This is a genomic window from Arthrobacter sp. K4-10C (assembly GCF_059090085.1).
Genome location: NZ_JBNHFI010000009.1, coordinates 239130 through 253842, shown reverse-complemented (window position 1 = coordinate 253842; position 14713 = coordinate 239130). Strand labels below are relative to the sequence as shown.

Genomic DNA, 14713 nt, shown 5'->3' with positions numbered 1-14713 from the left:
ACTACATCCACTGGTACAACACCAACAGAATCTCAACAAAACTCAAGGGCCTGAGCCCGGTGCAATACCGTACTCAGGCCCTTGCGGCTTAGGCTCTGATTTGGCCAGTCCAACTTTTGGGGACCAGTTCAAACCGGGCGTCCCTTTTCTTTGTCCGCTGTTGGCGGCGCCGGCCTCACTGTTCGCGCGGCTCGGAACCGGTTCCGGAGCCGCGGCCCGCCTCGAATTGGTTGCGGACCTCAGCCAGTTCAGCCCGCAACAACGCCACTTCCTCGCAGAGGATCCTCACCTCGTCTTCAGCCTGGGACTGTTCCCGGGATAGGTGGAGGCAGACTCCAACGAGGAGGATCAGCGTCATGATGAACAGGAGGTTGGCAGGCACCTGGATACCGATGAGACCGCTGGCTTTTTCGAGAAGTGACGGAAAAGCAGACAGCAGAAGGGTGCCTATGCCAATGACGATCCACAAAACCGCGTACTTCTCACGAAGTTTCTGCCGGCGCAGCATTTCGAAGACAAAGAAGAGGATCGCCACGACGACGATGGAGCCCATAAGGAGCGACATATTGGAATCCTAGTTAGTGGAAGGCTCGGTTTTCTTGCGCGTCAGGGCGAACAGCAAGGCCATTGCTGAGCGCCCGAGGTATATGGCAGCCTTTATTGGATCGTGGCTGGGGGTGCCTCCCTGGCGGGCGCGCATCGAGACCGCCACTTGCCTGACAGTACATCCGGAGCGGATGGCGACCACCAGCGAGTCGATGGTGTCACCAAGATACTCGGCCGGGTAGTGGTCAACGTATTGGCGGATCGCTTTTATGTTGGCTGCCCGGAACCCGGAGGTTACGTCAGTCAACGTTGTTCCGGCGACGCGCGAAATCGTCCACGCCAGTACCTTCATGGCCCATTTCCGCGGGCCGCTTACCGTGTAGTTCCCCTTGTCGGCGAACCGCGCCCCGATGGCAATGTCGGCGTGCTGGAGGCCGTCAAGCACAGCCTTGATGTCCCGGGGATCGTGCTGGCCATCGGCATCGACCTGGATGACTTGGCTGTACCCGTGACTCTTGGCGTACTTGAAACCGGTCCGCATTGCACCGCCGACGCCCATATTGAACGGGAGCTGCAGGACGGTGGCTCCTGCCGCCCGGGCGACCTGGGCAGTGTTGTCGCGCGACCCGTCGTCAACGACCAGGACATCGCATGGCGGGCCGAACTCAAATACTTCCCGGATGGTGTTTCCGATGGATTCGGACTCATTCCAGGCAGGCATGATGACAAGGGTGTCAGGGGTGCGGGCGGGCACGGTCACTGTTTAATCAGTCCGTTCTTGATGTAGGACTCCAGACGGGTGCTCGATAGAGGCGGTCGGAATCCGGTCGCCTTGATCTTGGTGAGGTCCAGCACGCTGTTCAGAGGCCGGGGCGCCGCTTCCTTACCCTTGAAATACTCAGCAGTGCTGACGCCGGTAACCGCACTGCGGCCCTTGCCGGACAGCTCATACACGTCTGCCGCAAGGTCTGCCCAGGACTGCGGCTCGCCGTCACTGCTCAGGTTGTAGGTTCCGTAGTCTGCGCCTGACTCCAGCAGGTGGCGGATGCCCGCGGCAATGTCTTCTGTGAAGCTGAGGCGGCCGACTTGATCGTTGACCACCGAGGGCTCGACGCCACGGCCAGCCAGCGATGCCATGGTGCGCACGAAATTGTTGCCGTCGCCGATGACCCAGCTGGTGCGGACGACGTAGTGGCGGGGCACGACCTTGACGATCGCATCACCGGCCGCCTTCGTCTGGCCGTAAACGCCGAGTGGGGTGAAGGGCTCATCCTCGTGGTGGATGACTTGGGCGCCGTCGAAAACATAATCGGACGACACGTGGACCAGTGTGAGGTCATGTTCGACGGCGGTCCTTGCCAATGAAGCGACGGCCGCGACGTTGACAGACCAGGCAGCAGCGCGCCCCTGTTGGGTTTCGGCAGCATCCACGGCGGTGTACGCTGCCGCGTTGATGATGGTGGAGTAGTTCTTCCAGTTCCGGGCGGTGAAGGAGCCCGGGTTGTCCACATCGAATTCGGAACGGCCAGCGAACTCAACTGACGGGTCGCCGTCGTACAGTTTCCGCAGAGCTTTGCCCAGTTGGCCGTTCGCGCCAACGACAAGGATCTTCTTTGGCGGCATCGGTACGACTTCGGCCAGCCGTGGATGCGCCTTGTCCTTGTCGGACAGCTCTGCCTGGCTCAGCGGGATGGGCCACTGGATGGCTGCGGTTTCGTCTGCAAGATTGAGGAACGTGTACTGGCCCTGGGCGTCGGCTGACCAGTGGTCGTTCACCAAGTAGGTGTAGGCGGTGTTGTCTTCGAGCGTCTGGAATGCGTTGCCCACACCGCGGGGGATAAAAATTGCCTGGCTCGGGTCCAGTTCAGCAGTGAATACGGTTCCGAAAGACGGACCCTGGCGGAGATCAACCCACGCGCCAAAGATCTTGCCGGTGGCGACGGAGATAAACTTGTCCCACGGCTCGGCGTGGATACCGCGCGTGGTTCCTGCCTTCTCATTGAACGAAATGTTGTTCTGAACCGGGCGGAAATCGGGGAGCCCCAGGGCAACCATTTTCTCCCGCTGCCAGTTTTCCTTGAACCAGCCCCGGTTGTCGCCGTGCACCGGAAGGTCGTACAGAACAACGCCGGGGATCGGGGTCTCGCGGGCAGCGAGCTTTTTCGAGAATTCCAAAGGCATGGACTACTGGCCCTGTTCCTTGTACTTGGCTTCGGTGGCTGCCTTCTGGGGCCGCCACCAGTCTTCGTTGTCGCGGTACCAGGCAATGGTGTCCTCGATGCCGGCGTCGAAGTTGGAGAAGCGGGGTTCCCAGCCGAGCTCATCGCGCAGTTTGGTGGAGTCGATGGCGTAGCGCAGGTCGTGCCCTGGCCGGTCCACCACGTGGTCGTAGGCGTCAGGTGACTGGCCCATGTGCTTGAGGATGAGTTCGACGACGTCCTTGTTGTTCTTCTCGCCGTCGGCGCCGATCAGGTAGGTCTCGCCGATCTTTCCCTTGGCGATGATGGCCAGGACCGCCGAGGAGTGGTCGTTGGCGTGGATCCAGTCCCGGACGTTTTCGCCCTTCCCGTAGAGCTTGGGCCGGACGCCGTCAATCACGTTGGTGATCTGGCGGGGGATGAACTTCTCCACGTGCTGGTACGGGCCGTAATTGTTGGAGCAGTTGCTGATGGTGGCCTGCAGTCCGAAGGAGCGCACCCATGCCCGGACCAGCAGGTCCGAACCGGCCTTCGTGGAGGAGTACGGGCTGGAGGGGTTGTACGGGGTCTGCTCGGTGAACCGCTCGGGGTCATCCAGCTCCAAGTCGCCGTAGACTTCGTCGGTGGAGATGTGGTGGAAGCGCTTGTTGTGCTTCCGTGCCGCCTCGATGAGCGTGTACGTGCCGATGATGTTCGTGTCCAGGAACGGGCGGGGGTCATGCAGCGAGTTGTCGTTGTGCGACTCCGCAGCGTAGTGGACCACGACGTCCGTCTCGGCGACCAGTCCCTCCACCAGGCCTGCGTCGGCGATGTCGCCCTGGACAAAAGTAAACCGGTCCTCAGGCAGACCCTTCAGGGACTCAAGGTTTCCTGCATAGGTCAGCTTGTCCAAAACGGTCACGTGGTCATCGGTGTTATCAAGTACATAGTGGACGAAGTTGGAACCGATGAACCCGGCACCGCCGGTAACAAGAAGTCGCTGCATAATTCCCAAGGGTACCGGATTTGCCGCGGCAGTTAGCGAAAGGAAAGATGGGGGACATGCGCGGAATAATACTTGCCGGCGGTACCGGCTCCCGGCTTCACCCCATCACACTGGGCGTCAGCAAGCAGTTGGTCCCGGTCTACGACAAGCCAATGATCTACTACCCGCTGTCCACCCTGATCCTTGCGGGCATTCGGGATATCCTGATCATCACCACCCCGCATGACGCAGAGCAATTCGAACGGCTGCTGGGTGACGGCTCACGTTTCGGGGTCTCCATCACCTACAAGCAGCAGCCTTCCCCTGACGGCCTGGCCCAGGCCTTCATCCTGGGCGCTGAACATATCGGCGGTGACAATGTTGCGCTTGTCCTGGGCGACAACATTTTTTACGGCCAAGGGATGGGCACGCAATTGCGCCGGTTCGAAAACATCGACGGCGGGGCGGTGTTTGGTTACTGGGTCGCCGATCCCAAGGCTTACGGTGTGGTCGAATTTGATTCCGACGGTCGGGCCATTTCCCTCGAGGAGAAGCCGGAAAAGCCGAAAAGCCACTACGCAGTTCCGGGCCTTTACTTTTACGACAATGACGTTGTGGAAATCGCGAGGAATCTTAGGCCTTCAGCACGCGGCGAGCTTGAGATTACAGACGTCAACCGGACGTACCTGGACCGCGGAAAGCTCCAGGTGGAGATCCTTCCGCGCGGCACTGCATGGCTGGACACCGGAACATTCAATGACCTGAACGACGCCTCGAACTTCGTTCGTACTACGGAAAACCGGCAGGGGCTGAAGATCGGTGCGCCCGAAGAGATAGCCTGGCGGCTCGGCTTCCTGACAGACGACGAGCTGCGGCAAAGGGCCGAACCCCTTGTTAAGAGCGGCTATGGCTCGTACCTTATCGACCTGCTGGAGTACGGCCACTAAGCGCCTGCAGATTAAAGGAGGCGGAACCCGCAACGCGGATTCCGCCTCCTTTTTCTTGGTTACCGCAAGGTGATTCTTGCTCCACCTGCCGCGGTCCAGCTGATACTGCCGCCCTGGAAGGACTGGCTGCAGGAAGTCCGGTCAGCCGTGCAGGCCTGGCTGCCTGTGGGGTACCCAAGGGCTCCGGCTTCGAATCCCTGGCCCGCCCAACTCTGCTGGATCGGCCCAGGTACTATCAGGTGGGCTCCGCTGGCGGACGACCACATAATCGTGCCTTTTTCAAAGTTCTGGAAACATCCTTCATTGCGGAGGCCGCAGATCGTTCCGCTTGTGGGATAGCCCAGCGAACCGGCTTCGAATCCTGTCGCAGCCCACCGTTCCCTTATCGGTGTCGAGGTGAGAGCCTGGGCCCCTGTGGCAAGGGAGTACATGACCGTTCCCTTCGCGAAGTTCTGGAAGCATCCACTGTTCCTCAGTCCGCAGACTTGGCCACTGACCGGGTAGCCGAGCTTGCCGCCCTCAAAGCCCGAGCCGACCCAGGCTTCCCGGACAGGACCGAACATGACGGCGTTCGCGCCGCTTGCCGGTGACCACATGACCGTTCCCGCGGAGTAGTTCTGGAAGCAGCCGCCGTCGACGAGGCCACAGATCACGTGGGACGCCGGGTAGCCGAGGGATCCGTTTTCAAAACCGGTTTTTTGCCACAGATCCCGGATGGGTCCCAGAATGCTTGGCTGGGCGCCGGTGGCGGGCGAATACATGAGCGCGCCCTTGGTGAACATCTGGAAGCAGCCGCCGTCCTTCAGGCCGCAGTATTGGCCGGATGTGGGATAACCTAGGCTGCCCGCGCCCCAGCCTGTGCGTTCCCAGCCTGCCGCCATGGGGCCGGCGGCAACAGTTTCGGGTGCGGTGGTGGCTGAATAGGCAACCACGCCTTTCTCGAATGACTGACGGCACTCCGTCTGGACGGCGCCGCAGCTGGCCGGTCCCGTTGGGTAGCCAAGCCGTCCGTTTTCGAACCCGGATTTCTGCCAGTAATCAAGGATGCGGCCGGTGAGGGTATGCGCACCGGTTGCGGGGGAGAACAGGAGCGCGCCGCCTTGGAACAACTGGTAGCAGCCGCCGCCGCGCAGGCCGCAGACTTCCCCTGCAACCGGGAAGCCTATTGGTTCACCCTTGGTGCGGGATGCCTTCCAGGTTTCGCCCATGCCCATGAAAACGGGCCAGGCGCCCGATGCGGGTGTCCAGGCTACGACACCGCCGCTGAAGTTCTGGGTGCAGGAGGAACTGCTGCAGAGGGCTTCCGCGTTTGGGTAGCCCAGGAGACCGTTTTCATATCCGGCCCGGCCCCACGCGTCCAAGAGCGGGCCGGTCCTGACCAGGCGTGCACCTGTTGCAGGGCTCCACAGCACGGAGCCGGCCTGGAAGAGCTGGAAGCAGCCGCCGTCCCTCAGCCCGCAGACCTGGTCGCTGAGCGGGTATCCCAGGCCGCCGTTTTCGTAACCCTGTGCTGCCCAGTACTCGCGGATTGCCCCGAACGGCACCAGTGCTGCACCGGTGGCGGGTGACCACATGATCGACCCGCCCTGGTAGTTCTGGAAGCAGCCGCTATTTTTCAGTCCGCAGATGACGCCGGATACGGGATAACCCATCTGGCCGTTTTCGTATCCCTTACGGGCCCAGGCCTCACGGATGGGGCCGGCGAGGCTCGGTTGCGCACCGGCAGTAGGAGACCACATAACGATCCCGGTCTGGTATCCGCGGAAGCATCCGCCGTCGCGAAGGCCACAGACTATGGGTGAAATGGGTGGGCCAAGGGATGGCATCGAAGCGCGGAGCGCGTCGATGGCCTTGACGGCGGCTGGCGGAACTCCGCTGGACGCGAAGGCTTTCAGCCCGGCGTAGTCACCGTTCCATACGTTGGAGTCACCGGCAAACGGCCCAGTGCTGCTGTACTGCCAGATGCTGTATGTGCCCCAACTGGCCGTGGGCACCGGTCCTGCGTTGTTCGTGGGCGAGCTGGGATAGGCAGCAATCCACAGCGGGTAGTCACCGAAGCCCGCGGGGTTGCCGAGGCATTGGTTCCACCAGCTTGTATTGGTGTAGATAACCGGCAGCCTGCCCGTCAGGGATTGCATCGTATTGCCGAAATCCCGCACCCAGGTTTGGAGCTGCGCCGGGGACATGTTGTAGCAGGTGTTGCCGAAGTAAAAGCCGTTGATGGTCCGGCCTTCATAAGGGTTGAACTCAAAGTCCAGCACCGGCGGCATGGTGTAGCCGTCCCCCGACCAGCCGCCACCGTTCTGCACGAAGAAGCGCGCCTGGTCTGCACCTGAGGACCAGTTGGGGATAGCGAAGTGGTAGGCACCCCGGATCATTCCCACATTCCGTGAGCCCTGGTACTGGGAGCCGTAGGAGGGGTTCGTGTAGTAGTTGCCCTCAGTGGCTTTGACATAAGCGAAACGAGCTCCCATGTTCCACTGCTGCTGCCAGTCCACCGTTGGCTGGTGCCCACTTACGTCAAGTCCCTGAACTCCGAACGTCGGCATCCAGGTGCCTTCGCTGGCCAGTGACTCCGTGCTGAGTTTGTTCAACGAATCCGGCCTGGCGGACGCGACACGTGCGGATCTCTGTCCCATTTCAGCGCCGCCGACGCCCACCGCTTCGGCCATCGACTGCGCGGCCCCAGGTGAGGGGGCAGGAAGCTGCGGTTCAGAAGTTGCCGGGTTGGCTGTGGCCGCTTCTGCCGGGACGGCATCCGGAGCGGCGGACGTCGGAGCCGGGGTGGGCGCCGCGGTCTGCTGCGTCGCTGTCCCGGTGGGTGAAGAAGTAGCAGGCGCCGGGGCTGGTTCCACCGCCACGGCGACTCCTGCGAGACCGGGGCCCGCAACCAGGGCGGCGGCCAGCAGCAGCATGCCCAGCGGTTTGGCGGGGTGACGGGACTGAGACGGGTTCCGCTTCATTTTTGCTCCGGAGACAATGTGGCGCTCCCCGAGCGCTCATTTCGTTATCTGCGCGGAATTTTCCCCCAGGGAACACCCGCACAGGGTGTGGTGTGACAAATAACGCGCTCACCATAGCACTGGTGTTACCAGCGGAACCAGTGGTTTCTTTGTGGCAGGAGTGATAGTTGTCGCACTGTTAGTTATCCACATGGGACCGTGGAATGACTTGTTGCGGCGTGGTCCCCTCCCTAGGCTGTACGCAATCGCACTGCGTCCGCTGGGGGCGGCAGTCATCTGGGGGAACACTTATGGATGCTCTGGCAATAGTCGAGGATGAAGTCCGGGAGCTCATCCGGCGCAGGGGACTCGATCCATTGAGGCAGGCGGGCGAGGTCCGAATGCTGGTGGAGGCCGCGGTAACGGACTACGACGAGCGCGCGCTCATGGGTCCGCTTCCCCCTTTGGGCCCCTTGGATACGGCGCGCAGGTTCCTTTTCGACGCAGTGGCCGGATTCGGAGTCCTGCAGCCACTGCTTGACGATCCCTCCATCGAAGAAATTTGGCTCAACGCACCCAACGAGATCTTCGTGGCCCGAAATGGTGAGTCCGAACTGACCTCCTTGAGCCTCTCCGAACAGCAGGTGCGTGACCTCGTGGAGCGGATGCTCAAGAGTTCGGGAAGACGCCTGGACATGTCCTCGCCGTTCGTTGACGCGGCACTGCCCGACGGTTCCAGGCTTCACGTGGTCATCCCCGATGTCACGCGCAGGCATTGGGCCGTAAATATCAGGAAGTTCGTGGTCAAGGCCAGCCGCCTCGAACATCTCGTCGAACTTGGCACCCTGACCCCACAGTCGGCGCGGTTTCTTGGCGCAGCGGTTTCGAGCGGCCTCAACATCTTGGTATCCGGGGCAACCCAGGCAGGCAAGACCACTATGCTCAACTGCCTTGCCGCGAGCATCGGAAGCAGGGAACGGGTCATCACCGTGGAGGAAATCTTCGAGCTGCAGTTCCCGCTGCGTGACGTTGTCGGGCTTCAGTGCCGTCAGCCGAACCTCGAAGGAGAAGGGGAAATTCCGCTCCGCCGCTTGGTGAAGGAAGCCCTGCGCATGCGTCCGGACCGACTGGTGGTTGGCGAGGTGCGCGAAGCTGAGAGCCTGGACATGCTCATCGCCCTCAATTCCGGCCTTCCGGGTATTCGTCAAAACGCAATACAGGGTAGGCTGTCTGCATGGCATCTCCAGTGGCAGCGATCTACGCCAGAATCTCAGACGACAAGACCGGTGCTGGCCTGGGCGTGGCACGGCAGGAAGCAGACTGCCGCGCACTGGCAGAGTCACAGGGCTTCACGGTTCATGCCGTGTATGCGGACAACGACATCAGCGCTTACTCGGGCAAGAAGCGCCCCGGCTATCAGAAGATGCTCGCCGACATTGCGGAGAAGCGGGTTGGTGTCGTCATTGCATGGCACAATGACAGGCTTCATCGAAACCTAAGCGAGCTTGAGGAATACATCAAGATCTCGGAAGCGGCAGGCGTGACAACCCGAACTGTGCAGTCGGGCGAGTTGGACCTGTCCACCCCTGCGGGCCGCATGACAGCCCGCATCCTCGGCGCCGTCAGCCGTCAGGAATCCGAGCACAAGGCTGAGCGCATCAAGCGTAAAGCCAAGGAGCTTGCATTTGCTGGGCAGTACATGGGCGGACTTGTCCCTTTCGGCTGGTCTCTTATCGACGACGTCCCGGTTATCAACGAGGATCAGGCAGCCGTGGTGCGGGAAGCCCATGCACATGTCCTTGCAGGCTTCTCGCTGAATTCCTTCATTCAGATTCTCGCTGAGCGCGGGATTCGAACCGCGCAAGGTAATCGGTGGACGTACGCCACCCTTCGCCAGATGCTCCTACGCCCCCGTAATGCAGGCCTCGCGGTATATGACGGCGAAGTAGTGGGCACCTCCACTTTCCCAGCCCTTGTCGAGCGGCACGTATGGGAGGCCACCCGCTCTAAGCTGACGGACCCCTCGCGTCGTCGTTCCACTTCAAACAAGGTCAAGCATCTTTTGTCTGGTATCGCGCTATGTGAGTGCTTGCGTCCTATGAAGTCTGGACAGATAACCGACCGCAAGGGTGTGAAGCACACGATCTATCGTTGTTCCGAGAGCGGGCCCGGGCATGTCAATAAGCGCATGTCCTACGTAGACGAGCACGTAGAGCGCCAAGTGTTGGTGTTCTTGGCTATGGCGGCCAAGAGGGCCGCAAGATCGCCAGTAGACCCAGCGGTGGTGGAGCGCCTGAAGACGGAGGAAGCAGCTCACAGGGAGAATCTGAATCAAGCCGCACGCCTCTTTGCCGGTAACGTGATTGACGGTGAACAGTTGGCCGTCATGTCCCGAATGAGCAAGGCCAAGCTTGACGCCGTTCAGAAGGAACTTGCTGAACTGGAGGAAGCAAGCGCCAGGAGCGAAGAAGTTGATATGCCGACTGACGTTGACTGGTCTGACACGGCTGCTGCCGACCTGTGGTACGGACTGCATGTAGAGCGCAAGCGGGCATGGATTCGCGACAACTTCATTGTCATACTCCACCGCCATTCGCGGGGGAGTGCGAGAGTGTTTGATCCGGGAACCGTTCAGATTGTCGTGCGCTCCATGGGTGCAGTGCACGCGACTCCTGTCATGGTTGAGCATTGGAAGGCCGAAGCTGCCACATGGGATGAACCTATGCCTTACGGCTTCATGATCAACCCAGCGCTAGGACCGGAGCTGCCACCCGAAGGGCTGGCAGCGAGTGCGTAGCTTCATCCACTGGTCGGCCCCAAGTGCTCGCCGTCCGGGTGGTGTACCAGCGGGGGATATAAGGGCCTAAAAAGGCCCGGAGGTAAAGATATGCCACCGGACCTCTGCTAGGCGCTTCTAGGTCTTCCCCTAACAGCGCGGAGGTGGTAAGAAGCGGAGGCCCGAGGTACCTTGCCCCGGGCCCTACCTGCTACTTTCCTCGGTTGCCGACTAGGGAAAGTGCTTCCATCCGGCGGTAGAGCGTCGCCCTTGACATGCCCATGTCCTCTGCCACTTGCTTGGCAGGCTGGCCAGATTCGATGAGCTTCGCTGCATTCTTGATCTGACGATCGGTGAATTGCTGCTTGCGCCCACCCAAGTCCTTGCCAGCGGCTCGCCGTTTGCTCACGCTGTCGGTAATACGTTCGCGTTTGATCTCAAGCTCCATCTGCCCGAGGGCAGCCATGACCGTGAACACCATGGCCCCCATGGCCGTGCTGGTGTCAACGTCACCCCCTCCCAGGTTGAGCACCCGCAGGCCCGCGCCCCTGCCTTTGATCTCGTCGGCAAGTTTGAGCATGTTGACGGTGGAGCGCCCCAAGCGGTCCAGTGTCGTTACTACCAGGGTGTCGCCCTCGTGCAAGGCCCCCATGGCCTTGTCGAGTTCCACACGGGATGCTTTAGCGCCGCTTACGCCGTGGTCCACGTAGAGATCATCTCGCCGCACACCAGCGGCGAGCAGGTCAGTAACCTGCCTGTCGGTGTCTTGGGCCTTGGTGGATACTCGGGCGTATCCAATCAGCTTTCCCATGTCATGCTCCTTGTGTCTCGCAACAGTGTTTTGCTACTTGGAAATTAACAGGGACTTGCGAGACATGCAAGTAAGACACTTTTGCCGGGCTGCGGGGCTGGCGATGTGTCTCGTAAGAAGGGTGTCTTTTATCCCATGGCATGCGAGACACTGTCCGCAATCCAAGCCACCTTTGGCAACAAGCTGGTGGGCGCGTATATCATCACTGAGCGAGGGGAGTGCCGTAGAGATGAAACAGTTTGTCCTGGCCGTTAGAGCCGGGGTGGGGGCTCTTGGTTTCTTCGCGTCCCTCGCCGGGCTCACGTTTGCCGCTACAGGTCCAGATGGAAAACCCTGGCTTGCCTGGGGTGTCGGTGCGGTGTCGATAAGTTTCCTGGTGTTCTTGGGTGTGTTGCTGTTTCCAGTGATCATGGCTGGGGTTCGTCGGTTGGGCGCGATCGTAAACAGAGTGCGAACGTATCCAGAGCTTGAGGACACGGTCACCCGGCTTGAAGCCGCCTGGGGCTTGGCACAGGGGGAGCGGGACGAAGCGCGTGAAGAACTTTCCACTGTCGCCGATAGGCTCGCCGCAGAGCGAGCGGTGGGCTACATGAACATGGTCGGCGATGTAAGGGCGTTCTTGAGCAACGCCCAACTGACCCCGATTGGAACAACAATCACAGACGGTTCTTTGCGTATCGTTGCCCAGGTTGAAGAAGGTGGCATGCCCCTTATCGGGTCGCGCTTCCTCGTTCAGACTTCTACGCTCGGTTCCCTGCGGGGCGTGGTGACTGTCGTCGGGAGGGACGAGGAAAACCGAAGGGTGCAATTAGCAGTCACCGAAGAAAGCCAAGGGTCAGAATCATTTTGGCTGGACGTGAAGCACGGAGCCGAGCGGAGTGAGCAGGTGCCTGACCTCCGGTTACTGAGCAATCCGAGATTGCAGGGACTACTACTAGGTTCGGAGGAATGACATGAGTAAACCATTTAGGGCACTTGTCGCCCTCGTCATTGACGAGGAGCAGATAGCTGTAAACGCTGGAACGAAGGCCGGGGTAAAGGTGGGTGATCGGCTTTACATCTTGAGGGAGACCGACATCCCCGATCCGGAAAATCCTTCCAGGATTCTCGGTACTGCATTCGTGAGGAAGGGAACCCTCAACGTTGAGACTGTTGAAGATAGCTTTGCCATTGCGCGGGTAACGAGGGCATCAAAGGGCGTTCTCTCCCCGGCCGAACCTACTTTCACGATCACAGACAACCCCGCAGCCGATGGGCGCGGACGTGTCTACGTGGAGAAGGGGGACCCTGTGGATATTCTCATCGACGAACAAGACAGGTTCGGTTTGTAGAAGCCTTGGGAGGGGGTGGGGGTGGACCCCCCCGCCGTTATTGTCGTCCCCCGGCTGTCATAGCGCCTCCGGTCGCGAACGGGTTGAAAAGTCTTCCGATGATTATGACGATAACGACGATTACAACGTCTACTTCAACCACAAAGACAGCGGCCGGGGATTGCCCTCGCATGCCGCTGTCTCCGGACCGGTGGTCATAGCGCCTTTGATCGGGTACGGGTTGTCGGTTTTTTGGACTTCTTACGCCCGGTAGTGGAAGCGCCCGGCTTCGGCTTGTTCCTTAGTAGCTGAGTAACGGGGGGGTAAGCCGCTGGGCCAAGCTCGTGCTCGAAGGGCTGGCCGTCCAGCCCGTAGGCGAACGGCTGGCCGCCGGGCTCGCCTCTGCCAACGGGGAGGCCCTTTGTCATCGCCCACAGCATTACCCCTGGCTTCATGTGGGGAATCTTTGCGAGGTCCCGCAGGACCGAGTCGGGATCTTCCAGTGCTCGTTGGTGTTCCAGTTCGCTGTTGCGGCGTTCCGTCATCGGCATGAGATGGTCGGGCCGCACGCAAAGGGAGTTCCCGCAGACGTGATCCAGCGTCCGGTTTTGGCGGTGCCCTCCCACAAAGTTGTTGTACGAGTAGCGGTGCGCTAACCAGTCATGGTTTCCGATGCTGAGCAGGCCATAGCCGGGAGGCACTTTGCCGTCGGGTCCGGGGGCTGTCTTGTTGCGGCGGCCCGTCCACGGCCAGCAACCGAACAGGCCGTCAAGCCCCTCCCGGCTCGGGGTGATACCTGCGACGAACTTCTCCAGCGTCCGTGCAATTGCCTCCGGCTTGCGAATGGGTTCCTGTAGCAACAGGGGTTCATGCATCCGGCAGTACCCCTGACGGGACTGCTTGGGCTTCAGGCGTGCCCCGCAACCCTCCGCCTTGCACTGAGGCAGCTTGCGTTGTTCTTGACGGTAATGCTTCTCGCACAAGCCGTCCGCGTAGTGGGGCGGCGGCTTTTGGTGCCGGGGCAGGGTCACGAGACAGAGGAGGCAACTACGGGGTACCAGTGCCTTGGGTCTTGCCATGTATACGCCTCGATCTGTCCTATGTAACTGTCATGGATGATCTTACCTTGACCGCTACAAGCCTCTGAAATACAGGATTGCTGGAATCAAAACCCTAGTTTTGGTCCTAGAAGAGTTAGGGCAATACGGTGCCTTTGGTGGTTGTGGTGGTCGGTAGGCCACGGAGCCCCAGCGGAGTGGCCCTGACTCCCTCGACGTACCGGCGTTGGTTCCCCATAAAAGGGAACCGTGACCATTCCCTATAGACTCGCGGGCATGACTGTTGGGGGAAAGCGGGCAGACGGCCCGCGCTGGGGGCGTCTCGTCGGCATACTGGTGGCTGTGGCCCTTTTGGTTGGTGGCGTTGCGGCCTGCCAAGCAATCCGGGCGGCAAGCCCGGAGTATCAATGCAAGCAGGGTAACGGGGTATGGGTGGAAGGGTATGGTGTTGAGACGCCGTACTGCTCCCATCTCACCCCAAAGCAGCCGCGACACTGATACTTAGCCCTGAAGGGCATGGCACAAACAGGATGGGGCGACCTTGGGCTTTAGCGAAATGATGTCCCTTGTGGGAACCGTTACGGCGGTTGTTGGTGGCCTTGCTGGTCTGGCCGCGCTTGTCATATCCATACGAGCGGACAGGCGAGCGGGCCGGGCCGAGAAGCAAAGCGATGCTTCTCGTCAGCGAGCCCTGTGGAGCGAGCTGATTGTTGCTATGCAGGAGATTGTGGGTCTTAACGTCATCCACCAGGATGTGCGTCCGGTTCTGGTCCGAGTCCGAACGGCCATGACCGAGTTGGTGGATGGCCTGCCTGCTGGCAGGTACACCAACCTCGACAAATGGTTGTCCGCCGAGCATCGAGTTGTGAACCTTCTGCTCGAAAAGGCGATGGTCACGCTGAGCGAAACTGCACCAAGCATTGACGCTATTGAAGCGGCACATCGCCCGGCTAATGATTGGGCGTCGGGCTTCCTGAACAATCTTCGGGTTGCGCGTAAGTCGCCCGCTGGCGACGAGGTTGACCGCGAGATAGCGGAACTGACGAAGCACGCCGAGGAAACGGGGGAGCGCCTGTTGGCAGAAAGGGCCAAGGCGCAGTTGCCGTAGGAGGCTCCGCCTTGCCGTGCCCCTTCTTGAGCTGTGCCTGAAAGATAACCGGC

13 protein-coding genes and 1 pseudogene are annotated in these 14713 nt (G+C 60.7%); 7 read left to right on the top strand and 7 right to left on the bottom strand.

Annotated elements, in window-relative coordinates; all coding sequences use genetic code 11:
- On the top strand, nt 1-92 hold a 92-nt coding region (locus AC5RUU_RS14655; protein WP_493975930.1), incomplete at its 5' end, for an IS3 family transposase.
- A gap of 83 nt (nt 93-175) precedes the next feature.
- Here AC5RUU_RS14655 and AC5RUU_RS14650 read toward each other — a convergent pair.
- From AC5RUU_RS14650 to rfbB, 4 genes are read right to left on the bottom strand one after another with little or no spacing between them, the layout of a single operon-like run.
- A complete protein-coding gene (locus tag AC5RUU_RS14650) occupies nt 176-565 on the bottom strand; it encodes a DUF2304 domain-containing protein (protein ID WP_493975917.1) in 390 nt (129 codons plus the stop codon).
- A gap of 9 nt (nt 566-574) precedes the next feature.
- Nucleotides 575-1300: a glycosyltransferase family 2 protein gene (locus AC5RUU_RS14645; RefSeq protein WP_493975916.1), complete on the bottom strand. Its 726-nt coding sequence runs from the start codon at nt 1298-1300 to the stop codon at nt 575-577.
- A 2-nt stretch (nt 1301-1302) separates the two neighbouring features.
- Nucleotides 1303-2727, bottom strand: a complete 1425-nt coding sequence (locus AC5RUU_RS14640) for a sugar nucleotide-binding protein (protein WP_493975915.1) — start codon at nt 2725-2727, stop codon at nt 1303-1305.
- A gap of 3 nt (nt 2728-2730) precedes the next feature.
- Nucleotides 2731-3729 carry a dTDP-glucose 4,6-dehydratase gene (gene rfbB, locus AC5RUU_RS14635; protein WP_493975914.1) on the bottom strand — a complete coding sequence of 333 codons (999 nt, stop codon included), beginning with the start codon at nt 3727-3729 and terminating at the stop codon, nt 2731-2733.
- Nucleotides 3730-3785: 56 nt separating this feature from the next.
- On the opposite strand from rfbB, the gene rfbA reads away from it, so the two are divergent.
- Nucleotides 3786-4655, top strand: a complete 870-nt coding sequence (gene rfbA / locus AC5RUU_RS14630; protein WP_493975913.1) for a glucose-1-phosphate thymidylyltransferase RfbA — start codon at nt 3786-3788, stop codon at nt 4653-4655.
- Nucleotides 4656-4714: 59 nt separating this feature from the next.
- Here rfbA and AC5RUU_RS14625 read toward each other — a convergent pair whose 3' ends face one another.
- Nucleotides 4715-7618: a GH25 family lysozyme gene (locus tag AC5RUU_RS14625; RefSeq protein WP_493975912.1), complete on the bottom strand. Its 2904-nt coding sequence runs from the start codon at nt 7616-7618 to the stop codon at nt 4715-4717.
- Between the two features lie 290 nt (nt 7619-7908).
- On the opposite strand from AC5RUU_RS14625, the pseudogene AC5RUU_RS14620 reads away from it, so the two are divergent.
- Both AC5RUU_RS14620 and AC5RUU_RS14615 read left to right on the top strand, forming a co-directional pair.
- A pseudogene (locus tag AC5RUU_RS14620) lies at nt 7909-8799 on the top strand (TadA family conjugal transfer-associated ATPase); the annotation flags it as partial.
- Between the two features lie 32 nt (nt 8800-8831).
- Nucleotides 8832-10394, top strand: coding sequence for a recombinase family protein (locus tag AC5RUU_RS14615; protein ID WP_493975911.1), 1563 nt, complete (start codon nt 8832-8834; stop codon nt 10392-10394).
- Between the two features lie 190 nt (nt 10395-10584).
- Here the strand turns inward: AC5RUU_RS14615 and AC5RUU_RS14610 are convergent, their stop codons facing one another.
- Entirely contained in the window at nt 10585-11184 is a 600-nt protein-coding gene (locus AC5RUU_RS14610; protein WP_493975910.1) for a recombinase family protein, read from the bottom strand.
- A 229-nt stretch (nt 11185-11413) separates the two neighbouring features.
- Here AC5RUU_RS14610 and AC5RUU_RS14605 point away from each other — a divergent pair, with 229 nt between their 5' ends.
- Nucleotides 11414-12136: a hypothetical protein gene (locus AC5RUU_RS14605; RefSeq protein WP_493975909.1), complete on the top strand. Its 723-nt coding sequence runs from the start codon at nt 11414-11416 to the stop codon at nt 12134-12136.
- A 1-nt stretch (nt 12137) separates the two neighbouring features.
- Nucleotides 12138-12515: a FlgT C-terminal domain-containing protein gene (locus AC5RUU_RS14600; protein WP_493975908.1), complete on the top strand. Its 378-nt coding sequence runs from the start codon at nt 12138-12140 to the stop codon at nt 12513-12515.
- 194 nt (nt 12516-12709) lie between these two features.
- On the opposite strand, the gene AC5RUU_RS14595 is transcribed toward AC5RUU_RS14600, so the two are convergent.
- A complete protein-coding gene (locus AC5RUU_RS14595; RefSeq protein ID WP_493975907.1) occupies nt 12710-13369 on the bottom strand; it encodes an HNH endonuclease family protein in 660 nt (219 codons plus the stop codon).
- A 724-nt stretch (nt 13370-14093) separates the two neighbouring features.
- Between AC5RUU_RS14595 and AC5RUU_RS14590 the strand changes: the two genes are divergently transcribed.
- Nucleotides 14094-14660, top strand: coding sequence for a hypothetical protein (locus tag AC5RUU_RS14590; protein ID WP_493975906.1), 567 nt, complete (start codon nt 14094-14096; stop codon nt 14658-14660).
- The last annotated feature ends 53 nt before the right edge of the window (nt 14661-14713 follow it).